Origin of the sequence: Sphingomonas sp. 28-62-11 (assembly GCF_002278865.1) — a bacterium.
Classification (GTDB): domain Bacteria; phylum Pseudomonadota; class Alphaproteobacteria; order Sphingomonadales; family Sphingomonadaceae; genus Sphingomonas.
Map to the genome: position 1 here is coordinate 1 of NZ_NCGB01000018.1, position 21,232 is coordinate 21,232.

Here is a 21,232-nt window from a genome sequence, read left to right on the forward strand (position 1 = left end):
GAAATAATTGTCGTGCATGGGGACGACCTTCCCCAGCCACTTCTTCACCAGATCGGGATATTCCTTGATCGCCTCGCTGATGCTGCGGAAGATGACGCCCGCCGCCTCGAGCTCCTTGCGGAACGTAGTCGCGACCGAAACGCTGTCGAATACCGCATCGACCGCGACGCGGCGAGCGGGCAGGCCGCCTTCCTCACCGCCCTCGACGCCCGCGAGCAATTTCTGCTCAGCGATCGGGATGCCGAGCTTTTCATAGACGCGCAGGATCTCGGGGTCGACCTCGTCGAGCGACCCCAGCTTGGGCTTCGCCTTGGGCTCGGCGTAATAATAGGCGTCCTGATAATCGATCGGCGCGAGGTCGAGCTTGGCCCAATCCGGCGATTCCATCGTCAGCCAGTGGCGATACGCCTTCAGCCGCCAGTCGAGCATCCATTCGGGCTCATTCTTTTTGGCGGAGATGAAACGGACGGTGTCTTCGGACAGCCCTTTCGGCGCGAATTCCTGCTCGATGTCCGAGCTGAAACCCCATTCATACTTCTTGTTGGCGGCGGCAATCGCCTCGGCATTCTTGGTGGCCATTATGCGATTTCCCTCGACAAACTCGCCAAACTTACCCCCGCCAACGCCCCGCGCACTGCGCCATTGACGACATTCCAGTGCGGCTTCACGCGGCAATTATCCTCGATGATACAGTCATGCCGCCCTTCGTCGACGCACGACGTCAGCACGATCGGGCCTTCGACAGCCTCGATGATGTCGGCCAGGCTGATGCTGGCGGGCGGGCGCGACAAACGAAAGCCACCACCAGTGCCGCGCGTGCTTTCAATGAGCCCCGCAGCCGACAACCGACTCACCAGCTTCTGCACCGTCGGCAGTGGAATGCCCGTCTCGTCACTCAGCAGCGTCGCGTTCAGCCGCCCACTGACGCCACAATGACGCGCGGAGGCGCTCATCATCACGACGGCATAATCGGCAAGGCTGGAAAGGCGCATGATTTCCTAATCGGATAGATTCGATCCGATTGCTAAATGGGCCATCCGATCCGCAAAATCAACCGCTGCTTTGGACCGTGCCGCCTTTGACGACGCCTACCGCACCTGCCAAACGCTTCGCCATGTTCCCACTCCTCCGCCCCGCGCTCTTCAGTCTCGATGCAGAGCAGGCACATGGCCTGACGATCGACGGGCTCGCCAGTTGGGCCAGACTGGGCACGCCCTTCGCTGCCCCGCCGCCCGATCCCATCTTGCACAGCAAGGTGGCAGGGCTGCACTTCGCCTCCCCCCTCGGCCTTGCCGCCGGGGTCGACAAGAATGGCGACGCGATCGATGGCTGGTTCGGGCTGGGCTTCGGCAGCGTCGAAATCGGCACGCTCACCCCGCTACCCCAGCCGGGCAACCCCAAACCGCGTATCTTCCGACTGGTCGAGGACCGCGCAATCATCAACCGGCTGGGTTTCAACAATGGCGGGATCGATGCTGCCCTGCCCCGCGCGAAGGCTGCCCGGCGCAAAGGCGTGCTCGGCATCAATGTCGGTGCGAACAAGGACGCGGTCGACCGGGTTGCGGATTACACCCACGGCGTATCCCGCGCCGCGCCGATCGCCGATTATGTCACGATCAACATTAGTTCGCCCAACACCCCGGGCTTGCGCGATCTGCAGCACGGCACGGCACTGGCCGAGCTGCTGGCGGCATGTGACGCCGCGCGCGGCACGACGCCGCTGTTCCTGAAGATCGCGCCCGATCTGGAACCCGCCGCGACCGACGATATCGCCCGCGCCGCAACAGCCAATCACATCGATGCACTGATCGTCTCCAATACAACAATCTCCCGCCCAGAAACGCTCACATCGCGCCATGCCACCGAAACCGGCGGACTCTCGGGTGCACCATTGGCGAGTCTCGCCCGCGCGCGCCTCGCCGATGTGCGCCAAGCGACCGGCGGGGCGATCCCGATCATTTCGGTGGGCGGCATCGACAGCGCGGCAGAGGCCTATGCCCGCATCCGTGCCGGTGCGTCGCTCGTCCAGCTCTACAGCGGGCTGGTCTATGAAGGACCGGGTCTGGCCCGCCGGATCAACACCGGCCTGGCCACGCTGCTGAAATGCGACGGGTTCACCACTCTCGCCGACGCCATCGGCACCGCTTGACGAAGCGTGTTTGCGCCGCCGCCAATCCCGGCTAGGTTCGCCCCCATGAAAAAGCTGATCCTCGCGCTCTTCGCGCTGTGCCTGCCGTCCACCCTCTACGCGCAGCAATCGACACCGGGCGTTGTATCCGCCGCTGATCCGCGCGCGGCCGCTGCGGGGCAGGAGATCTTGCGCGCAGGCGGTAGTGCTGCCGATGCGCAAATGGCGATGATGCTCGCGCTCACCGTGGTCGAACCGCAATCGAGCGGCATCGGCGGCGGTGGCTTCTTCCTCTATCAGGATGCGAAGACCGGCCTGCTCACCGCAATCGACGGCCGCGAAACCGCGCCCGCTGCCGCCACGCCCGATCGCTTTTTGAAACCAGACGGCACTGCGCTCGGCTTTCTGCAGGCCGTCCCCGGCGGCAAATCGGTCGGCGTGCCTGGCAATATGCGGCTGATGGCGATGGTCCACCAGCGCTGGGGCAAGCTTCCGTGGAAGGCGCTGTTCGCCCCTGCGATCAAGCTGGCGGAAGAAGGCTATACCGTCACCCCGCCCATGGCGAATGGTCTCGGCTTCGTTTCCACCCTGTGGAAGGATTTTCCCGCCGCCGCCGCGCAATACATGCATGACGGCAAGCCCTATGCAGTCGGCGAAACGATCAAGAACCCCGCGCTCGCCCAGACGCTCCGCCAGCTCGCCGATGGCGGCGCGGATGCATTCTACAAAGGTCCGATTGCCGAATCGATCGTCGCCGCCGCCACCGGATCGACCCGCAACCCGAGCGACATCACGCTGGCCGATCTCGCCGCCTATCAGGCCAAGCAACGCCCCGCCGTGTGCGGTCATTACCGCGTCTACCGCATCTGCGGCATGGGGCCACCTTCGTCGGGCGCCACCACGGTGCTGCAGATCCTAGGCATGCTCGAACGCTTCGACATGAAGAAACTGGGCGCGGCGAACCCCGTCTCCTGGCACCTGATCAGCGAGGCGATGCTGCTTGCTTATGCCGACCGCGAGAAATATCTGGGCGACCGCGATTTCGTCGATGTGCCCGTCGCGGGGCTGATCGATCCGGCCTATATGAAGGCGCGGTCGAAACTGATCTCGCTCGACAAGACTTTGCCCTCGCACGATGCCGGCACGCCGCCCGGGGCCAAGCCGCGCACCGCGGCACCGCAGGCCGAAGTGCCCGGCACTACCCATTTCGTCGCGGTCGACCGCGCCGGCAACGTCTCGACAATGACCTCCACCGTCGAAGGGCCGTTTGGCAGCCAGTTGCTCGCGGGCGGCTTTGTGCTCAACAACGAACTCACTGATTTTACCTATGTGCCCGAAAAAGACGGCGCGCCCGTCGCCAACCGCGTGCAGGGCGGCAAGCGGCCACTATCGTCGATGTCGCCCACGATCGTTTATGACGAAAGCGGTAAGCCGATCTTCACCGTCGGTGCGGCGGGCGGCAAGACGATCATCATGCAGGTCGCCAAGGCGCTGATCGCGCATCTCGATTGGGGGATGCCCGGGCGTGAGGCGCTGGGCCAGGGGCTCGTCTATTTCAACGCCAAGGGGCTGGTGCTCGAAGCGGGTACCACGCTCGAACCGATGAAAGCCGATCTCGAAAAGCTCGGCCATGTCGTCTCGGTCGGCAAATTGGGATTGAAGGCCAATGCCGCCGAATTGACCCCGTCCGGCTGGGTCGGCGCGGCTGATCCGCGCAGCGTAGGCGTTGCACTCGCCGAATAATCGTCCCAAACGGATTCCAGCATAACGATCGCGCAAGCCGTAACGGCGCGCACCAGGAGAGACGATGCGAAAGCTCGAACATTTCCCCAATCTCGTCACGATGTTCTTCACGCGCGCCCGCGAACAGGGTGACAAGCCGTTCCTGTGGCACAAGCATGACGGTGCCTGGGTTTCGCGCAGCTGGCGCGAAGCGGCCGAGCAGGTTGCCGGGCTGGCGGCCGGCCTGAAAGCGATCGGTATCGCGCCGGGTGACCGCGTGATGCTCGTGTCTGAAAACCGTCCCGAATGGTGCATCAGCGATCTGGCGATCATGGCGGCGGGCGCGATTACCGTGCCAACCTATGTCACCAATACCGAACGCGATCACGCGCACATCCTGGAAAACAGCGGTGCGCGCGCCGTGATCGTGTCCAATGCCAAACTCGCCAAGGTGCTGCTGCCCGCCGTCATGCGCGCCAGCCAGGCGAAGATGGTGATCGGGATCGAGGATCTGCGGATCGGCCAGTCGGGTAATCTCGATTTCCACAGCTGGCAGCAGTTGATCAGCGACAACCCGACGACGCCGACCCAGTGCGCCGCGCAGGCCACTTTCGGTCGCGAGGACACCGCCTGCATCATCTACACCAGCGGCACCGGCGGCGCGCCGCGCGGGGTGATGCAGCACCACGGCGCGATCCTCCACAACGTCAATGGCTGCTGCACCGTGATCAGCGAGGATTTCGGCTGGGAGGAGGAAGTGTTCCTATCCTTCCTGCCGCTCAGCCACGCCTATGAACATACCGGCGGCCAGCATTTCCCGATCGGACTGGGCGCGCAGATTTACTATGCCGAGGGGCTCGACAAGCTTGCGTCGAATATCGAGGAAACGCGCCCCACACTCATGGTCGTCGTGCCGCGCCTGTTCGAAGTGCTCCGCGCGCGGATGCTCAAGACGATCGAGAAGCAAGGCAAGCTCTCCAACTATCTGCTCGATCAGGCGCTGGCGATCGGCGGACGCGAGCATGTCGGCAAAAAGGGTTTGCTCGACGGGCCAATGAACCTGCTGCTTGGGGCCACGCTGCGGCCGAAGGTATCCAAGAAATTCGGCGGGCGGATCAAGGCGATGGTCTCGGGCGGCGCGCCGCTCAATCCCGAAATCGGCGTTTTCTTCCAGTCGCTCGGCCTCACTTTCCTGCAGGGCTATGGCCAGACCGAAGCCGCGCCTGTCATCTCGTGCAACCGCCCCAAGGTCGGGCTGAAGATGGACACGGTAGGCCCGCCGCTCGCCAACACCGAGGTACGGATCGCCGAGGATGGCGAAATCCTGGTGCGCGGCGAACTCGTCATGCACGGCTATTGGCGTAACCCGGAAGAGACCGCGCGGGTGCTGAAGGACGGTTGGCTCCACACCGGCGATATCGGCATTATCGACGAAAAGGGCCGGATCAAGATCACCGATCGCAAGAAGGATCTGATCATCAACGACAAGGGCGATAACGTCGCCCCGCAAAAGGTGGAGGGGATGCTGACCCTTCAGCCCGAGATCCTGCAGGCAATGATCGCAGGCGACCGGCGGCCGCATATGGTCGCGGTGCTGGTGCCCGATCCCGAATGGACGCAGGAATTCTGCGCGCGATCAGGCGATAGCTGCGATTTCGCCAAACTCCGCGACAACCCCGATTATCGCGCGGCACTGGGCGAGGCGGTCGAGCGCGTGAACAAGGATCTGTCGGTGATCGAGCGCATCCGCCGCTTCATCATCGCCGATGAGCCCTTCGCGATCGAGAATGAGCAGCTCACCCCCTCGCTCAAGATCAGGCGGCATGTGCTGAAGCAGGTCTATGGCGAACGGCTCGACGCGCTGTACCGGAGCTAGGTGCGGCTAACGCTTGCGTGGGTGCCGGTTCGTCCCGAAGCTGGCATTCGCCTGTAACGCGGCAAAGGCGCGCGGCGTATGCGGACGGGTAACCCCTGCCGGAGACCATCCAATGCGCCCTGCCCGTTTTCTTGCCCTGTCGCTCGCCCTTGCCGCCCCGGTCGCGGCACTGACCGCCACCGCCGCCATCGCCGCGCAACCGATCGCCATCGGTGCGAAGGTGCCCGCCGGTTTCACCGCCACGGACACCAGCGGCAAGCCACGCAATTTCGCCTCAATCAGCGGCAAGAACGGCGTCGTGCTCGTCTTCTTCCGGTCGGCCTCCTGGTGCCCCTGTTGCCAGAAGCAGTTGAAGGACATTCGCGATCTGCAGCCCGAACTTGCCAAGCGTGGCTACACGCTGGCGGCGATCAGCTATGATTCGGTCGACGCGCTGAACAAGTTCAACGCCAAGGTGCCGGTCAACTACACCTTGCTGTCAGACACCGGTTCCAAGCAGATCGACGCCTTCGGCTTGCGCGATCCGCGTTACCCGAAGGACAGCCCGGCATACGGCGTGCCACTCGCGACGATCATGGTGATCGGCAAGAACGGCGTGATCAAGCAGAAGCTGTCGACCGACGATTACAAGGTCCGCGCCGATAACAAGGCGATCCTGGCGAGCGTCGACGCCGGGTAAGGTGTCTGCCCCGGCCCATCATTATTGAGAGCCGGGGTAACCGCTATTTCCCTGCCGTCGTACCACCCGCCTTCGGCACCACCTGAAGCAGCCACGCGCCATCGGCTTTCAGATATTTCTGTGCCGTCGCCTGGATCACTTCGGGTGTCACCCCTTGCAGATCGCCGGCGATCGTGTTGACCGCAGCCAGGCGGCGCGGATCGAATGCACCACTTTCGAGCTGGTTGAGCCAGAAGGTGTTCCCGGTCGATGCGCGGGCGATATACTGCAGATAGGGAACCAGCGTGCGGCGCAGTTCATCCTTTTCGATCGGCTTCGCGACCAGATCGGCGGCAATCTCACGCACCAACTTGTAGAAAAACTCGACCTTGTCGGGCGGCACCTGACCCACCGCGATCATCCGCCCACCATTGGGAAGCCCCAATGGCCATTCATTCTGCACGCTGGGCGAATAGCTGGCCCCCGCTTCCGATCGCAACCGATCAAACAGGCGGTCGCTGAAGATCTGGGCGAGCAGATCAAGCCGCCGACTATCCGTCACCCCTTCAATCCCGCCGCCGGTCGGCCAGGCAACCACCGCAACCGCCTGATTGTCAGGCCCTTCATGCGTCAACACGATAGGCTTGCCGGTGATCGCGGGGAAGGCGACCGGGGGTGCAGCGCGCTTGGCGGCGCGGCGCGGCGCGAGCGCACCGACCGACTTTGCGATCGCTACGATCGTCTCCTCGGTCTTGAAATCACCAAACACCTGGACCTCGATCGGCCCGGAGGCGAGCAGCGGCGCCCATAATGCCTTGAACATGGCCGGAGTCGATGCTTCCACCTGCGCGCGCGTCGGCGACGTCCAGCGTGGATCGCCATTGTGGAGCAACCCTTCCAGATCGCGCGATAGCACACCGCCCGGTGAAGCATTATTCGCATCGAACGCCGCCAGCGTCACCGCCCGCGCCCGCGCGATCGGCTTCTGGTCCCAGCCGGGTGCGGCCAGTTTGGCGGCAATCAGAGTCAGCTGATCGGCCAGGTCTTCCGGCGAGGTCGTCGCCGATAGCGAGAACGCATCATTCTCGATGCCAAAGCCCAGGCCGATCCGGCGGCCCACGGTCAGCTGGTCGAGCTCTTCCTGCCCCAGCTTGCCGATCCCACCCGAAACCAGCGCGAGTGGTGCCGCCCAAGCCATGGTCTGCCGGTTGGTTGGCAAGGCATTGATCCCGCCGCCAAAACGCACGCGGACATAAACCCGGTTCGCTTCGCCCTTATTGGGGTATAGCATCGCCCGCACGCCATTGCCGAACTCGATCTGCTCGACCTCGAGCGGCACCTTCAGCTCCTTGGCGGTCAACCGCCTTACGACTTTGCCCGGTTTGCCGAGCTTGGGAAGATCGGCAAAGCTGACCGTCTTGAGCGCATCGCGGGTCGCCGCCACGCCGGAAACATCGGCCTTCAGCGCGGTCTCCAGCTTAGCAACGATCGTTGGGTCGGCAGTGCGCGCGTTGACGACGGCGTGGGTCGCATCGCCGGTGAAGACGCGCTTCGTCGATTCGAGGATCGCCTCGGGCGTGAAGAAACCCTTCTGCCGCGCACCTACAAGAATGTCGTAGGATACTTGCGCGCTCGCGATGGTTTCGCGGATGTCGATTGCCATCCCCATATTATCGGCCTGTTGCGCGCCCTGTTCGGCGCGCGCGGTATCGACCTGCGCCTTCATCGCGGCATCGAATTCGGCCAGTTCGCGGTCGATCTCGCCCTGGGCGGGCGGCGCGGCCTGGGCATCGGCAATCACCGCACGCACATCGCGCAGCGCCTTTTCCCAATCATCGCCAATCGGCAAAATACTGATGAAGGTCCCGTTGGCAGAGCGCGATATATCGTCCAGCGATACACTGGCCTGAATGTAGCTGCCGCCGCCCCGCGCACGAGTTTCGAGCCGGCGGTTGATCAGCCGAACCGCCATCTGGTCGACCATCCGCTTCTGGTTGAAGATGATCGTATCGTCGCGGTAGATCCACGGACGCAGCACGGCCCAGGACACGATCGGCGGCAGCGAGGGCTCGTTGGTGGCGGCCCCGATCGGCGATTTTGGATCGGGCTTACCGAAATCGGGCTCGGGCGGGGGCGGGCCATTGGCCTTCCAGGTCGTGAAGTATTTCGACACCAGCGCTTCGAACTGCGCCGGATCGACATCGCCCGAAATGATCACCACGGTACGATCAGGGCGGTACCAACGTTTGTGGAACGCCTGAACGCTCTCGGCCGTCGCTGCCTCAAGCGCCTTGACGGTCCCAATCGGCGATCGATCAGCGAGTGGTTGCCCCGCAAAGAAAGTCTGGCGGATCGTATCGCCGATCCGCACCTGCGCGCCGGGCTGTTCGCGCTGTTCGGCAAGCACGACCGGCCGTTCGGCATTCAGCGCGGCTGCAGACAGGTTGGGTTGGGCGATCATGCCCGACAGAATCTTCAGGCTCTCATCGAGCCCTTCTGCCGTCGCGCTTGGCAGATCGAGTTTGTAGGTCGTGCCGGTCGGCGTCGTCTGGGCGTTGGTATCAGACCCGAAGGTCGTGCCCAGCCGCTGCCAGATCCGCTTCGCCTCGCCATCAGGCACATAGGCCGATCCGCGAAAGGTAAGGTGCTCGATCAGATGGGCAAAGCCACGCTCGGTATCGCTTTCCATCAGCGATCCGGCATCGATCCGCACACGGATGGAGACCTGGCCCGGCGGCACGCCGTTGCGCCGAACGGCATAGCGCACGCCATTTGGCAATTCGCCGAACGTCCAGTCACGATCGGGCGGAATATCACTGCCCCGAAACAGCCAGGGCGTGTCGTCCTTGGGCTTGGCGGCAACCGGTACGGCAGCTGGTGCTAGCTTGGACGCTGATTGTGCCGGGCGCGGAACTTTCTTGGGGGCCGTTGCATTTATCCGGTCCGAAAGCGGCACGGATTGTGCGCCGATCGGAAGTGCGAACCCAAGGAGGAGACTAAGGGCGGCGGGACGCCAAAGCGTACGAGCAAGAAGGTACATCACAACTATCTAGCCGCGTTATTTATCCGCCGCCAGCCACGCTCCACCCCTTTTTCATCATGAATCAAGGCAAGTACCGCAGATATCCAGATTTTTGCCATGATTCTGACCCAACCGGAAACTAAATGACGCATGCGTAACAAACCAGCATTGGCGCCCCGGATTATCGCGCTCGCTCCCCAGGCCAGCGCCCCCGTGGTTTCTGTCCGTGCAGGATATTGCCGGTCCAACGAGCGTAAAGAGGCTGACACTATCGTGACCATTCATTCCCCCATCAATCGCCACGCCGCCGACGAATTCGCCCGCAGCATCGCGGTGCCCGGCAACCCCAACGGGTTCTTGCCGCAACGGCCGCTGGCGGCGCCGCTGCCCGTGGCCAGCAACGATGTAAGCCATGGCGTTGAAGCCGAACCACGTCGCCCGCTGATCATCGCGATCGGTAAAAAGCTGCGCGGCACTTTCGATCGGTTGATCGGTGCCTCATCGCTGGTGCCCAATGATCCGGTGCTTGATCCCGCGCTGTTCCCCTGGACGCAGACGCTGCGCGACAATTGGGAGGCGATCCGCGACGAGGCTGTTGCCGTCGCGCTACGCGGCAATGCTGCCCCCTCCCTCGTCACCATCTCGCCCGATCACAAGGGCATTGCCGAAGTCGATAGCTGGCGATCGTTCTTCCTGCACGGCTATGGCTTTGCGATCCCCGAAAACATCGCCCGCTGCCCGAATACCGCGAAAGCGATCGCGGGCATTCCCGGGCTCAACAGCGCGTTCTTTTCGATCCTGGCGCCCGGCACGCATATTCCCGATCACCGCGGCGTCACCAAAGCGCTTATCACCTGCCATCTCGGGCTGATCGTGCCCAAGGACGGCCTCCAGACCGAAGGTGAGAATCAAGGGGTCCGAATGCGCGTGGACGACCAGATTGTGCGCTGGGGCGAAGGCGAGATGCTCGTGTTCGACGATACGTATCGGCACGAAGTGTGGAACGACAGTGACGCCACCCGCGTCGTGTTGTTAATCCATGTCGAACGTCCATTGCGCCAGCCCGGCAAATGGTTCGCCGATTTCTTCATGGGCTTTGTCCGCCGATCGGCCTTTGTGCAGGAAGCGCGCGAAAACATCCATTCGTGGAACGCGGCGATGAAGCAACTTGATGGGTGAGGCGGTGGGGACGCAGTTGACCCGAAAGCTTCCCAGAGTTTGCTTTTCTTCGTCATCCTGAACTTGTTTCAGGATCCAGCTCTCCACTTGGAAAGGCTCCCGCTTATGCGCGGTGGATGCTGAAACAAGTTCAGCATGACGGTTCGGAGTGAAAACCGTCGTTTAACAAACCAACAGTACATCTCTCCCCGACCGCCATCATCTTGAACCTCAGGACAAAATTCAGCACACTCTCGGACAAATGGGGCTGGTTGCCGAATTGAAAAATCACCACCGATCGATACTACAGAAACGAGGTGGCCAATGTTTATCGTGTCTGATGTTCGTCACCCCTTCTTGTTCTGGACCTCGGTCGAACTGACAGCCGAACAACCGATATCCCTGAGTGAAGATCGGTTGGGCTGGGACAAAATCGGCGCGCCTACACTGGAAAAGCGCGCGCTTAACATTTCGGCTGGTGAGACTTTCCTCATCAACGCCCGCCGATCGGACGGTTTCAAGATCGGTGATAAGGTCGCGCTGGACCGGGTAATCGACAAAGCGCCGCTGAGGGTGAAGTGGCAAACCACCGCCGAAAAATAGGACGCGAACCCGCCGTCTTGATCACGCTACAGCGATCCCACTCTTGATCCGGCGGCCAATGCAGCCCACATGCACCGCATGCTGATCGAAACCGAAACGACGCCGAATCCGGCCACGCTGAAATTCCTTCCCGGCCGCACGGTCATGGAAGCAGGCACGCGCGATTTTGCGAGCCCGGAGGAAGCCGAAGCATCCCCCTTGGCGGAAGCGCTATTTACGCTGGGCGATGTGACGGGTGTGTTCTTTGGCCGCGATTTCATTTCGGTCACCGCCGCGCCGGGCGTTTACTGGCACGCGCTGAAATCAGACGTGCTCGGCATTCTGCTCGATCATTTTGCGGGCGGCATGCCGCTATTCAAGCCCGGATCGGCCGCGGCAATCGCGGTGCCGATGGAAAATGGCCATGCCGATGATCCGGCCGATGCCGACATCATTGTGCAGATCCAGGATCTGATCGAGACGCGCATCCGCCCCGCGGTCGCCAATGATGGCGGTGACATCATCTATCAGGGCTTCGACAAGGGCAAAGTCTATCTGAAGATGCAGGGCGCGTGCGCGGGTTGCCCGTCGTCAACGGCGACGTTGAAGAACGGCATCGAACAGCTGCTGAAATATTATGTGCCCGAAGTGACTGAGGTTCGCGCGGTCTGATCCGCACCGGCCCGTTTCGCCCGTTCCCAGAAATCGGAAAAACCATATGGCAGAAAAACTGTCCGACGCCGCGCTCGACACGATCTTCCGGGCTGCGCGTAGCTATAACGGCTACACTGATGCGCCTGTTACCGAGGATGATTGCCGCGCGATCTGGGATTTGATGAAATGGGGGCCGACCTCCGCCAATCAGATGCCTGCACGGCTCATCTGGTGCACGAGCCCGGAGGCAAAGACGAAGCTGGCAGCGTGCGCCAGCGGCACCAACGCGCCCAAGATTCTCGCTGCGCCCGTTACCGTCATCTTCGGCAATGACGAGAATTTCCACGAGAAGCTGCCCGAATTGTTCCCGCATACCAATGCCAAGGCGTGGTTCGACGGTAACGAGCCGCTGCGGCAGATATCCGCGATGCGCAATGGCACGCTGCAGGGTGGCTATTTCATTATCGCGGCGCGCGCGCTGGGCTTCGATACCGGGCCGATGTCGGGCTTCAACAATGCCGCCGTCGACGCCGCGTTCTTTGCCGAAACGCCACACATCAAGTCGAACTTCATCTCGACGCTTGGCGTGGGGGACCCCGCGACGATCTTTGATCGCTTGCCAAGACCCGAATTTGCGAGGTTCAATCGGATTGCGTAAGCGTGCTGATCTGCCTGTAATGACGTTTTAAGCCCATTATCCATAGCGGGAGCAGACCCTGTCCTTTGGCGGTCAACTTTGGCAAATCGCAATTGAGCCGATATGAAGATCGGCCAGCGTATGGCCAAATGCTTACTCTGCAGGCAGGAGTTTGATGATGATCACGAAGATGCTTCGGGCGCTCGCGCTTGCTGCGGGCTTGGTCACCTCGCCGCTAACAGCGCAGACGCTGCCCGCGCCAGTCATCGCCATCGTCGATTTAGACGAAGTCATCACGAATTCTATCGCCGGGAAACAGGCGCAAGCCGAACTGAAGAAGCGCGTCGATGCCCTCCAAACTCGTGTGAATACGTTGCGCACGTCGTTCGGCAGCGAGGAACAGTCGCTGCTCAAAACTCGCCCGACCGCGACCGGACCTGCCGCTACCGCCTGGGAAATCAAAGCGCGCGACATACAGGCGCGAAAGGCCCAGGCCGAACAGCAATTGGCCGGACAAAGCCAAAGAAACGATGCTGCGCGTAGAGACGTAGTGCGTCAGCTCAACGACGCTGCAACGCCGATCATTACGGCCGTCATGCGCAAGCGTGGCGCGTCCATCACTCTCGCCAAGGGTGCGACGCTGCAGTATCTCCCGGCGCTCGACATCACCAAAGAAGTCATCGCACGGCTCGACCGATCGCTGCCGCGCATTACGTTAAAACCTTAAGCTGCGGCCGTCTCGCGATCCGTCCTTTTGCATTCGACGCGCCAGCCGCTAAGCGGGCGCGATGCGCATCCTGGTTATCGATACCGCCACCGCTGCCTGCTCGGTCGCTCTGATCGAGGATGGGGTCGTGATTGCCGCGACGCATGAATCGGTCGGCCGTGGCCATGCCGAGCGGCTCGTCGCGATGATCGCCGATCTGCCGGACGGGGGGCGAGCCGATCGCATCAGCGTCGATTGCGGCCCCGGCAGCTTTACCGGTATTCGCGTCGGGGTCGCGGCGGCACGTGGGCTTGGCCTGGGTTGGGGCATCGATGTGCTCGGCTATTCATCGCTGGCGCTGCTGGCAGCCACGCATTTTGCGGCTAATCCAGCCAGCCGCGCGGTCGCCGCGATTATCGAAGGCGGGCACGGCGAAGTATTCATGCAGGGCTTCACGACGATGCCCTTTGCAGCGGATGCGCCTCTGCAATCACTTGCCCCCGCCGATGCGATTGCAGCGCTTGGCCAGCGGAGCGGCATCGGTAGCGGGGTGCGGTTTCTGGCCGCGATCGATGCCTCGCTGCCGCTTGTCCATACGCTGCCCAATGCCGCCAATGCCGTGCTGCTGCCGCCCGATTTTGCGTCGCTCCCCCCCCGCCCGATTTACGGCCGCGCGCCGGATGCCGTTCCGTCCGTCCCCAAAGCGGGTATCGCCCTATGAGCACAACGCTGAATCTTGTTGCATTGCGACCCGGAACACCCGCCGATCTCGGCATGGTCGATACGATCATGCAACGGGCGTTCGATCCGCGCTTCGGGGAAGCGTGGACCCGGGGCCAGTGCCTGGGCATTTTGGCGATGCCGGGTGTGTGGTTGACCATGGCGGAACTAAACGGCGCCGATGCCGGTTTTGCCATGGCAAGGGTTGCAGCCGGTGAAGCCGAGCTGCTGTTGCTCGCCTGCATACCAGAGGTGCGGCGGCGAGGCGTAGGTGGTGCCTTATTGCGATCAGTAGTAAACGAAGCACAAGATCGAACTGCAACAAGGGTTTACCTCGAGGTTCGGCGCGGAAATGACGCGCTGGCACTGTATCGATCTAATGGCTTTGTACAGGTTGGTGAACGGCGCGCTTATTATCGTGGTCCCGCCAATCAATTGTTCGATGCCTTGACCTTCGAGAAGCGTTTAGTCTGAAAATCGCGGCTTGCGTAAATTGTTGCTTGCACATTGCAGAACTGAGTCCGATAAGGTCAAAGCGAAGCCTTTGTACGGCCTCTCTCAGTACCGAAAGGACAATAATGGACACCCACACCGAAGTTCAGGAAACCCTGATCACGCTCACCGCAGACATCGTGGCAGCGCATGTCAGCAACAACAGCGTTGCCGTTTCCGATCTGCCGGTCCTCATCGCCAATGTGCATACTGCACTTGCTGGTCTGGGCGGCCCGGTCATCGAGCCAGAAGTCAAGCAGGAACCGGCAGTGTCGATCCGCGCGTCGATCAAGCCGGATTTCATTGTCTGTCTTGAGGATGGCAAGAAGCTGAAAATGCTGAAGCGCCACCTGATGACGCATTATCAGATGACGCCGGAACAATATCGCGCCAAGTGGAACCTGCCCGCCGATTATCCGATGGTCGCGCCGAATTACGCCGAACAGCGCCGCACCTTGGCCAAGAAGATCGGCCTCGGCACCAAGCGCCGCAAGGCGGTACGCTGACAGCGATTATTGCCCCCTGCCGCCGGTGAACCGGCGGCAGGGGTACTTTCCCCCCGGCACGCTTCCCGCTACACCCGGCAAGACGACACATGTTGACGGGCGGACGGTGACTATGGGGCGCAAGATCGATCTCGAGGCGCTGTGCAATGAAAAGGGCCTGCGCATTACCGAGCAGCGCCGTGTAATCGCGCGCGTGCTGTCTGACGCTGAAGACCATCCCGATGTTGAGAAGGTCTATGAGCGCGCATCAGCGATCGACCCTGGCATTTCAATCGCCACCGTGTACCGCACCGTCCGCTTGTTCGAAGAAGCCGGCATCCTTGATCGTCATGACTTTGGCGATGGCCGCTCGCGCTATGAACCTGCGCCTGAATCGCATCACGATCATCTGATCGATGTCGAAACCGGCCGCGTGATCGAGTTCGTCGATCCAGAGCTCGAACAACTCCAGAAGCAGATTGCCGAGCGACTTGGCTTCCGCTTGGTCGATCACCGGATGGAGCTTTACGGCGTGGTGCTGGACCGCAAGGCATAAGGCCCGATCTTGCCGGACCCGTCATTGCCCGCCGGTCACCTTATCGGCTCGCCCGCGCGTGAAGCCGCCGCCGCCGGCACGCCCAGCCCTGTGCCGGTGATCGGCTGGATGCGGATCGGCTGGCGCGTGCTTGGCCTTGCGCTCATCGCAGGCCTATCGGTGCCGTCGCATTATCTGTTTCAACTGCTCCGTCTGCCCTCGCCCTGGCCACGACTGTTCATGATGGCGGCGGCGCGGATCTGCGGGGCGCGGGTGAGCATCAAGGGCGTACCGCTGAAACGCGACGTTTTTTACATCGCCAACCACGTCAGCTGGGTCGATATCCTCGCCATTTCCAGCGCCAGCGGCACTGCCTTTGTCGCCAAGGCGGAACTGGCCACAGCGCCGGTGGTCGGGGCCCTTGCCAAGATGAACCGCACGGTATTTGTCGAGCGCGAAGACCGGCTGGGCGTTGCCGATCAGATCAACCGGCTGCGCGATGCGCTGGCCGATAACTGGTCGGTCACGGTCTTTCCCGAAGGCACCACCACAGACGGCATGTCGCTGTTGCCCTTTAAAACGCCGATGCTGAAAGTGCTTGAACCGCCCCCGCCGGGCGTGATGGTGCAGCCGGTGCTGCTCTGGTACGGCGGCGAGGTGGGTTACGACATAGCCTGGCTCGGCGTCGAAAACGGCAAGGACAATGCCATTCGGGTGCTATCCCGGAACGGCAGTTTCAAGGTAATGGTCGAGTTTCTCGAGCCCTTTCACCCGCGTGATTACCCCGGCCGCAAGGCAATCGCTGCCGAAAGCCGGCGGCGGATCGAGGAGGCACTGGCGGCCGAGGTCGGCTTCCCGCTCGCGCCGTTTCGCGGACATGACTGGTGGGAGAAGACGCCAGCCAAGACTGATCCGGCCACGTCGCTGAACGATCGACCCCAGCCCTAACACGCCGCTTTTGGCTGCACCGCCGCTGTCGGCGCGCAGTGGCAAGCACAAATGCAGGCACGCTGGCACACGCATGCGCGCGGCACGACGCAACAGCATTTCACCGGTGCGGGCACTGTCGCCGCGGGCGGTGATGGCGGCGGCGGGGTCGGCGGCGGGGGGAGGATGATCGGCTTCAGCGGATCGCGCACATTGGGGCGATGCTGCGCCGGGGGACGTTTGCAGCACGGGCAATCATGCGTCGCGCCATCATCATCACCCTCAACCTTCTTGGCCGCTTTATCTTTCTTGATCTTCTTCAGTGCCTTGCGCGCAACTTCACAAAACGCATAGGCGCGGCCGAGCACGTCATCGATCCGCCGATCGAGAAACGCCTGTTCGGTATGATATTGATAGACGAGCATTTCATCGCGGTGCTTGTCGACCGGCTCGCGGATCAGCGGATAGGTGATCGACTGGTGCAGATCGTCAAGCTGCTTCGCCGTCGCCGCCATCTGCGCGCTCCAGTCCGTAAAGGCCTTAAAGATCGCCGCGCTGTGCCAGTCGCCGGGCGGATGGTGGCGCATCTGTTCGATGAAATTCATCGGAATGCTCATGTCTTCACGCAAATGGCGCACCAGGATACGCATCTGCGCAATATCCCCCGGTGGCTGGCGAAGACGCTCGGCAAACACAGTGGTGATGCGATTGGTGCATTCCCACATCTGGTCGCACAGCATCGTAACAAAGGCTGCCGCATCGCGCTTTTCGGGCTTGGGGAAGCGATCGCGCAGGCTGAACAGCGCACGGACGATGGCGATCCCGACGCCCACCGCCACCAGCATCAGCCCGGTCTGCAGCCAATCGGGCCAGCTGCCCATCGTCAGCGACGCGCCCGACGCACTGGGAGCGACCGACGCGGCCGCCATGACGCTTTCAGCGATCCGGCACATGTTACTGCACAGGTTGGTAGCTCCAATCGCCATCCAAAGCCCCATCGCGAATCATCATTAAGATCGAAGGTCTTATGGTTAACAGGCAAGCATAGATTTTCCCATGGGATAGTTGCGCCCAAAGTCGACATAATTCCCGCGTGATCTCAAAATCGACGCCGCATTTGTCGCGACCGCCCCGCCCCGCTATAGGCCCGGCGATGAAGCCCGCCCCCAAAACCTATCACGTCAAATCCTTTGGCTGCCAGATGAACGTCTATGATGGCGACCGGATGGGCGAATTGATGGCCGCACAAGGCCTGACCGCGACTGACGACCAGTTCGCCGCCGATCTCGTCATCCTCAACACTTGCCACATCCGCGAGCGCGCCACCGAAAAGGTCTATTCGGACATCGGCCGCATCCGCAAAGAATCCGGCAAACTGGGCGGCAGCCCGATGATCGCGGTCGCGGGCTGCGTCGCCCAGGCCGAGGGCGCGGAGATCGTCCGCCGCGCCAAGGTCGACGTCGTTGTCGGCCCGCAGGCTTATCACAACCTGCCTAATCTCGTCGCCCGCGCCAGCCGGGGCGAGGCAGCACTCGATACTGAGATGCCCGTCGACATGAAGTTCGGCCACCTCCCCGCCCGCCGCCGCGTGCCGCCCAGCGCTTTCCTGACGGTGCAGGAGGGGTGCGACAAATTCTGCACCTATTGCGTCGTGCCCTACACAAGAGGCGCCGAAGTCAGCCGCCCCTTCGCGCAAATCGTCGATGAGGCCAAGGCGCTGGTCGATGCGGGCGCCAAGGAAATCACGCTGCTCGGCCAGAATGTGAATGCGTGGGACGATGACGGGAGGGGTTTGCACGATCTGATCGCGGCGCTCGACCGGATCAAGGGCCTCGCGCGCATCCGCTACACCACCAGCCACCCCAACGACATGGCCGACGGCCTGATCGCTGCGCATCGCGACGTCGAAAAGCTGATGCCGTTCCTCCATTTGCCCGTCCAATCGGGCAGCGACCGCATCCTGAAAGCCATGAACCGCAGCCACGCGCGCGACGGCTATCTGCGCCTGCTCGACCGGGTACGCGTCGCCCGCCCCGATATCGCGCTGTCGGGCGATTTCATTGTCGGCTTCCCCGGCGAGACCGAGGCCGATTTCGCCGAGACGCTCAGCCTGGTCGCCGCGGTCGGCTATGCCCAGGCCTATAGCTTCAAATACAGCCCCCGCCCTGGCACCCCCGCCGCGACGATGGCCGACCAGATCGCGCCCGACGTCATGGACGAGCGCCTGCAACGTCTGCAAGCCGCGCTCAACCGCGATCAGGCCGCGTTCAACGCGGCGAGCGTGGGGAAGCGCTGCGCGGTTTTGCTGGAGCGGAAAGGCAAGCTGGAGGGGCAGCTGATCGGCAAGAGCCCGTGGCTGCAATCGGTGCATCTGGTGGGCGATGCGGCGATTGGGGACTTGGTCGAGGTCGAGATTATCGAGGCCGGCGCGAATTCGGTGATGGGGGAACGGGTCGCACCGCCCCAGTCCTGAAGAATCGCGCGGTCACCTGACACAACCCGTCATTGCGAGCAAAGCGAGCCGTAGGCGGCCGCTGGCCAACCAATCCAGTGTTTCCACACGCGGTGCGGCTGGATTGCTTCGCTCCGCTCGCAATGACGGTTCAAAGTTTACGCCCGTCGCCCCACGCCCATCGTCACCCCGGAATTGTTCCGGGGTCCACCGTGCTGCAAACAAATCGGGTTCGGCCCTCGCGGCACAGTGGATGCCGGAACAAGTCCGGCATGACGAATGGGGAATTGAGTATAGTGTCTCCGGAATTGGTGCACCGGAACTGCGCAGAATCTCGTGGTCCTATGTTGCTATACATCGCGCCATTAATGGCATTAAATATGTCAATATTGATGCTATATTGACTTGTATTTATCAGAATGTATTTTTTCTTATGCGGGAGGGTTAAAGGAAAGGATTAGTCATGCGTTATTTAGATGATCATGAGATTGGCCTCGTCTCTGGTGGCTTCGGTGAACCGACCACAAGCGATCCTGAAACTACCAGAGAGATTTTTAGAAAACTCGATGAGATCTTTAAGGATTCTGTTGGCGGTAGCTCAGGTGGCCCAATAGTCCCTCCCACAACGAGTGCCCCAGTAGGGCCGGCGGCAAATCTCGGTAATGGTGTGAGCATCAGCGGCGGCACGATAAATTCATCTAGCGGAACAGTCCCAGCCATAAGACTTACAGTTTCTCGATAAATGTGAGCTCGTGAAAGGCGTGTTGCGCTGTGCGCGACACGCCTAATCAGACTCTGAAAGGCAAAATATGGCTTTTATTGGCACGTTAATCGCCGCTGCCCTCGCGCTTTCGACCGATAACAATCTGAAGTCGCCAGATCGTTCTGGATCGAAATGCCCAGTTGAGACTGGTTGGCTGCCTATAAACAAAAACCCAAACCTCGGTTTTACGGTAACCGGAAAGATAAATGGCTACCAAACCCAAGTGGTTATCGATACTGGCGCTCCGGTGACAACTATTTCAAAAAAATTATCCGACACTCTCAAAATTCCATATGTCATTGGTCAACAGAGAGATTTTTTGAATGCAAGAGCACAAACCTTTCAAGCCAATGAAGTGACAATTGACCTAGGTATCGATGCTTTTTATAAACAGAAAGTAGAAGTAGTTGATTTTAGAGATTTCGAATTATTGCAGATTCCTATTGAAGCAATTGTTGGACGTGATTTGTTGAAATACTGTAAGGTAAACTTTGATCGAAAGTCTAACAGAATAGAAATTTCTGATAACATACAAAATAAACGCCTATCTCGCGTAAAAACATTTGATGAGAACGGTGATAATTTCCTTTACACAACAGTATCATTAAATGGCGGTGAAAAAATAAAATCCTATTTGGATACTGGAAGCGCCACTGGATATCAGGTCACCTCCGATCGAGACGGCTCCCATTTCGTAGCGAACGGTACTAGGATTACAACAGTTCCAGTTTCAAGTGCGGTTGCAGTATCTGTCGAGGAAATCGCAGTTATTCCAGCATTGTCCATCGATAAATATACGGTCGATCGCTTGGAAGTCAATTTCGCCAGATAAACTCCAAAAAACGGCATTAGCAATCCTACGGTAGGGTTGATTGGCAAGACAATATTAGAAAGATTTGATCTTACAATCGATTTTAAAGATAAAATGCTTTATATAGGAAATCCTGTATCGCCTACTCCGCCCATTATCAAGTCGACGAGCGGGCTCATCGTAATTCCAGTGTCTAACTATTTGTCAGTTCTTTACGTTATGCGTAACGGCCCGGCGGAACGCGCCGGATGGAAATCCGACACCAAAATATGTGCGATCGATGGCCAAAACATCCCTAAAAACTATTTTGAGAGTAGTCTCCGTCGATGGACAACAGACACACCTGGCCGGCAGGTTTCAATCAAACTTTGTGGTGGAGAAACCCGCACTCTTACATTGGAAGAATTTTACTGACTGGTTTCCCTTGTGATATCGTCGCAAATCGCGCTTCGCGCTCCTGTACTAGGCGGACGCCTTCGCGGAGCACTTAACTTTTGGAGTTATATCGACCGCTCTGGACAAGCTTCGTCACGAAACCCTCAAGCTGCTGGCCAAGCGCTGTGCTGATCATGGTGCGGTCTCCCTTGCGTCAACCATCGTCGTCATTGCGAGCGCAGCGGGCCGTAGGCGGCCACAGGCCAACCAATCCAGCGTGCCGCGCGTGGAGAGGCTGGATTGCCTCGCTGCCCTCGCAATGACATCAGAAGATGTATCGCTTTATCAATAATTGTCGGCTGAGATTTGCTACTTTCCCCCTGTCCTACACGCCCCCGATCTGCCAAACTCCCGGGCGGATGCAGCACGCCCGCCCACCCCACGCGACCCTCGGCCTTGTTCGCCGCGCTGGTCCTGTCGGGCGCTCGGCGAAAACGCTTCAGACCCGCAACTTCCGCAACTTAAGCCC

General features: G+C 60.8%; 19 protein-coding genes and 1 pseudogene. 16 read left to right on the forward strand and 4 right to left on the reverse strand.

Annotated elements, in window-relative coordinates; translation table 11 throughout:
- Together B7Y49_RS07220 and B7Y49_RS07225 are read right to left on the reverse strand one after the other, a co-directional pair.
- A pseudogene (locus B7Y49_RS07220) lies at positions 1 to 579 on the reverse strand (Fe-S cluster assembly protein SufB); the annotation flags it as partial.
- Positions 579 to 992 (reverse strand): Rrf2 family transcriptional regulator, encoded by a 414-nt coding sequence (locus B7Y49_RS07225; protein WP_374126906.1) that lies wholly within the window; start codon positions 990 to 992, stop codon positions 579 to 581. The gene B7Y49_RS07225 and the pseudogene B7Y49_RS07220, both read right to left, overlap by 1 nt.
- 122 nt (positions 993 to 1,114) lie before the next feature.
- Here B7Y49_RS07225 and B7Y49_RS07230 point away from each other — a divergent pair, with 122 nt between their 5' ends.
- The 4 genes from B7Y49_RS07230 to B7Y49_RS07245 all read left to right on the forward strand — a co-directional run bounded on the left by B7Y49_RS07230 (position 1,115) and on the right by B7Y49_RS07245 (position 6,405).
- Positions 1,115 to 2,149 carry a dihydroorotate dehydrogenase 2 gene (locus B7Y49_RS07230; protein ID WP_374126907.1) on the forward strand — a complete coding sequence of 345 codons (1,035 nt, stop codon included), beginning with the start codon at positions 1,115 to 1,117 and terminating at the stop codon, positions 2,147 to 2,149.
- Positions 2,150 to 2,194: 45 nt separating this feature from the next.
- Positions 2,195 to 3,871, forward strand: a complete 1,677-nt coding sequence (ggt, locus tag B7Y49_RS07235; RefSeq protein WP_374126908.1) for a gamma-glutamyltransferase family protein — start codon at positions 2,195 to 2,197, stop codon at positions 3,869 to 3,871.
- A gap of 64 nt (positions 3,872 to 3,935) precedes the next feature.
- Positions 3,936 to 5,726 (forward strand): long-chain fatty acid--CoA ligase, encoded by a 1,791-nt coding sequence (locus B7Y49_RS07240; RefSeq protein ID WP_374126909.1) that lies wholly within the window; start codon positions 3,936 to 3,938, stop codon positions 5,724 to 5,726.
- A gap of 112 nt (positions 5,727 to 5,838) precedes the next feature.
- Positions 5,839 to 6,405, forward strand: coding sequence for a peroxiredoxin (locus B7Y49_RS07245; protein ID WP_374126910.1), 567 nt, complete (start codon positions 5,839 to 5,841; stop codon positions 6,403 to 6,405).
- 43 nt (positions 6,406 to 6,448) lie between these two features.
- Here the strand turns inward: B7Y49_RS07245 and B7Y49_RS07250 are convergent, their stop codons facing one another.
- Complete coding sequence (locus B7Y49_RS07250; RefSeq protein WP_374126911.1) at positions 6,449 to 9,424, reverse strand: pitrilysin family protein; 2,976 nt, start codon at positions 9,422 to 9,424, stop codon at positions 6,449 to 6,451.
- A gap of 255 nt (positions 9,425 to 9,679) precedes the next feature.
- On the opposite strand from B7Y49_RS07250, the gene B7Y49_RS07255 reads away from it, so the two are divergent.
- The 10 genes from B7Y49_RS07255 to B7Y49_RS07300 all read left to right on the forward strand — a co-directional run bounded on the left by B7Y49_RS07255 (position 9,680) and on the right by B7Y49_RS07300 (position 16,323).
- Positions 9,680 to 10,585: an aspartyl/asparaginyl beta-hydroxylase domain-containing protein gene (locus B7Y49_RS07255; protein ID WP_374126912.1), complete on the forward strand. Its 906-nt coding sequence runs from the start codon at positions 9,680 to 9,682 to the stop codon at positions 10,583 to 10,585.
- Positions 10,586 to 10,897: 312 nt separating this feature from the next.
- Entirely contained in the window at positions 10,898 to 11,167 is a 270-nt protein-coding gene (locus B7Y49_RS07260) for a hypothetical protein (RefSeq protein WP_374126913.1), read from the forward strand.
- Between the two features lie 78 nt (positions 11,168 to 11,245).
- Positions 11,246 to 11,818 carry a NifU family protein gene (locus tag B7Y49_RS07265; RefSeq protein WP_374126914.1) on the forward strand — a complete coding sequence of 191 codons (573 nt, stop codon included), beginning with the start codon at positions 11,246 to 11,248 and terminating at the stop codon, positions 11,816 to 11,818.
- Between the two features lie 46 nt (positions 11,819 to 11,864).
- Positions 11,865 to 12,458 (forward strand): nitroreductase family protein, encoded by a 594-nt coding sequence (locus B7Y49_RS07270; protein ID WP_374126915.1) that lies wholly within the window; start codon positions 11,865 to 11,867, stop codon positions 12,456 to 12,458.
- Between the two features lie 157 nt (positions 12,459 to 12,615).
- A complete protein-coding gene (locus tag B7Y49_RS07275; protein ID WP_374126916.1) occupies positions 12,616 to 13,164 on the forward strand; it encodes an OmpH family outer membrane protein in 549 nt (182 codons plus the stop codon).
- A 61-nt stretch (positions 13,165 to 13,225) separates the two neighbouring features.
- Entirely contained in the window at positions 13,226 to 13,864 is a 639-nt protein-coding gene (gene tsaB / locus B7Y49_RS07280; protein WP_374126917.1) for a tRNA threonylcarbamoyladenosine biosynthesis protein TsaB, read from the forward strand.
- A 53-nt stretch (positions 13,865 to 13,917) separates the two neighbouring features.
- On the forward strand, positions 13,918 to 14,337 hold the full coding sequence (locus B7Y49_RS07285; RefSeq protein ID WP_374126918.1) for a GNAT family N-acetyltransferase: 420 nt from the start codon (positions 13,918 to 13,920) through the stop codon (positions 14,335 to 14,337).
- 104 nt (positions 14,338 to 14,441) lie between these two features.
- Entirely contained in the window at positions 14,442 to 14,861 is a 420-nt protein-coding gene (locus B7Y49_RS07290) for a MucR family transcriptional regulator (RefSeq protein WP_374126919.1), read from the forward strand.
- Between the two features lie 112 nt (positions 14,862 to 14,973).
- Entirely contained in the window at positions 14,974 to 15,396 is a 423-nt protein-coding gene (locus B7Y49_RS07295) for a Fur family transcriptional regulator (protein ID WP_374127005.1), read from the forward strand.
- Between the two features lie 108 nt (positions 15,397 to 15,504).
- The gene (locus B7Y49_RS07300; protein ID WP_374127006.1) at positions 15,505 to 16,323 is read left to right on the forward strand and encodes a 1-acyl-sn-glycerol-3-phosphate acyltransferase; all 819 of its coding nucleotides are present in this window, start codon (positions 15,505 to 15,507) and stop codon (positions 16,321 to 16,323) included.
- On the opposite strand, the gene B7Y49_RS07305 is transcribed toward B7Y49_RS07300, so the two are convergent.
- Positions 16,320 to 17,288, reverse strand: coding sequence for a hypothetical protein (locus B7Y49_RS07305; protein WP_374126920.1), 969 nt, complete (start codon positions 17,286 to 17,288; stop codon positions 16,320 to 16,322). The two genes, B7Y49_RS07300 and B7Y49_RS07305, sit on opposite strands and share 4 nt — an antisense overlap.
- Before the next feature lie 167 nt (positions 17,289 to 17,455).
- Between B7Y49_RS07305 and miaB the strand changes: the two genes are divergently transcribed.
- A complete protein-coding gene (gene miaB / locus B7Y49_RS07310) occupies positions 17,456 to 18,775 on the forward strand; it encodes a MiaB/RimO family radical SAM methylthiotransferase (RefSeq protein WP_374126921.1) in 1,320 nt (439 codons plus the stop codon).
- A gap of 788 nt (positions 18,776 to 19,563) precedes the next feature.
- Entirely contained in the window at positions 19,564 to 20,349 is a 786-nt protein-coding gene (locus B7Y49_RS07315) for a retroviral-like aspartic protease family protein (RefSeq protein WP_374126922.1), read from the forward strand.
- The last annotated feature ends 883 nt before the right edge of the window (positions 20,350 to 21,232 follow it).

Bases quoted from the DNA above. Each gene is read 5' to 3' on its own strand.
- B7Y49_RS07285 (WP_374126918.1), top strand. From the start codon at position 13,918: ATGGTCGATACGATCATGCAACGGGCGTTCGATCCGCGCTTCGGGGAA.
- miaB (WP_374126921.1), top strand. From the start codon at position 17,456: ATGAAGCCCGCCCCCAAAACCTATCACGTCAAATCCTTTGGCTGCCAG.
- B7Y49_RS07300 (WP_374127006.1), top strand. From the start codon at position 15,505: ATGCGGATCGGCTGGCGCGTGCTTGGCCTTGCGCTCATCGCAGGCCTA.
- B7Y49_RS07265 (WP_374126914.1), top strand. From the start codon at position 11,246: ATGCTGATCGAAACCGAAACGACGCCGAATCCGGCCACGCTGAAATTC.
- B7Y49_RS07245 (WP_374126910.1), top strand. From the start codon at position 5,839: ATGCGCCCTGCCCGTTTTCTTGCCCTGTCGCTCGCCCTTGCCGCCCCG.
- B7Y49_RS07305 (WP_374126920.1), bottom strand. From the start codon at position 17,288: ATGGCGATTGGAGCTACCAACCTGTGCAGTAACATGTGCCGGATCGCT.
- B7Y49_RS07295 (WP_374127005.1), top strand. From the start codon at position 14,974: ATGGGGCGCAAGATCGATCTCGAGGCGCTGTGCAATGAAAAGGGCCTG.
- ggt (WP_374126908.1), top strand. From the start codon at position 2,195: ATGAAAAAGCTGATCCTCGCGCTCTTCGCGCTGTGCCTGCCGTCCACC.
- tsaB (WP_374126917.1), top strand. From the start codon at position 13,226: ATGCGCATCCTGGTTATCGATACCGCCACCGCTGCCTGCTCGGTCGCT.
- B7Y49_RS07270 (WP_374126915.1), top strand. From the start codon at position 11,865: ATGGCAGAAAAACTGTCCGACGCCGCGCTCGACACGATCTTCCGGGCT.
- B7Y49_RS07250 (WP_374126911.1), bottom strand. From the start codon at position 9,424: ATGTACCTTCTTGCTCGTACGCTTTGGCGTCCCGCCGCCCTTAGTCTC.
- B7Y49_RS07275 (WP_374126916.1), top strand. From the start codon at position 12,616: ATGATCACGAAGATGCTTCGGGCGCTCGCGCTTGCTGCGGGCTTGGTC.
- B7Y49_RS07290 (WP_374126919.1), top strand. From the start codon at position 14,442: ATGGACACCCACACCGAAGTTCAGGAAACCCTGATCACGCTCACCGCA.
- B7Y49_RS07315 (WP_374126922.1), top strand. From the start codon at position 19,564: ATGGCTTTTATTGGCACGTTAATCGCCGCTGCCCTCGCGCTTTCGACC.
- B7Y49_RS07230 (WP_374126907.1), top strand. From the start codon at position 1,115: ATGTTCCCACTCCTCCGCCCCGCGCTCTTCAGTCTCGATGCAGAGCAG.
- B7Y49_RS07225 (WP_374126906.1), bottom strand. From the start codon at position 992: ATGCGCCTTTCCAGCCTTGCCGATTATGCCGTCGTGATGATGAGCGCC.
- B7Y49_RS07240 (WP_374126909.1), top strand. From the start codon at position 3,936: ATGCGAAAGCTCGAACATTTCCCCAATCTCGTCACGATGTTCTTCACG.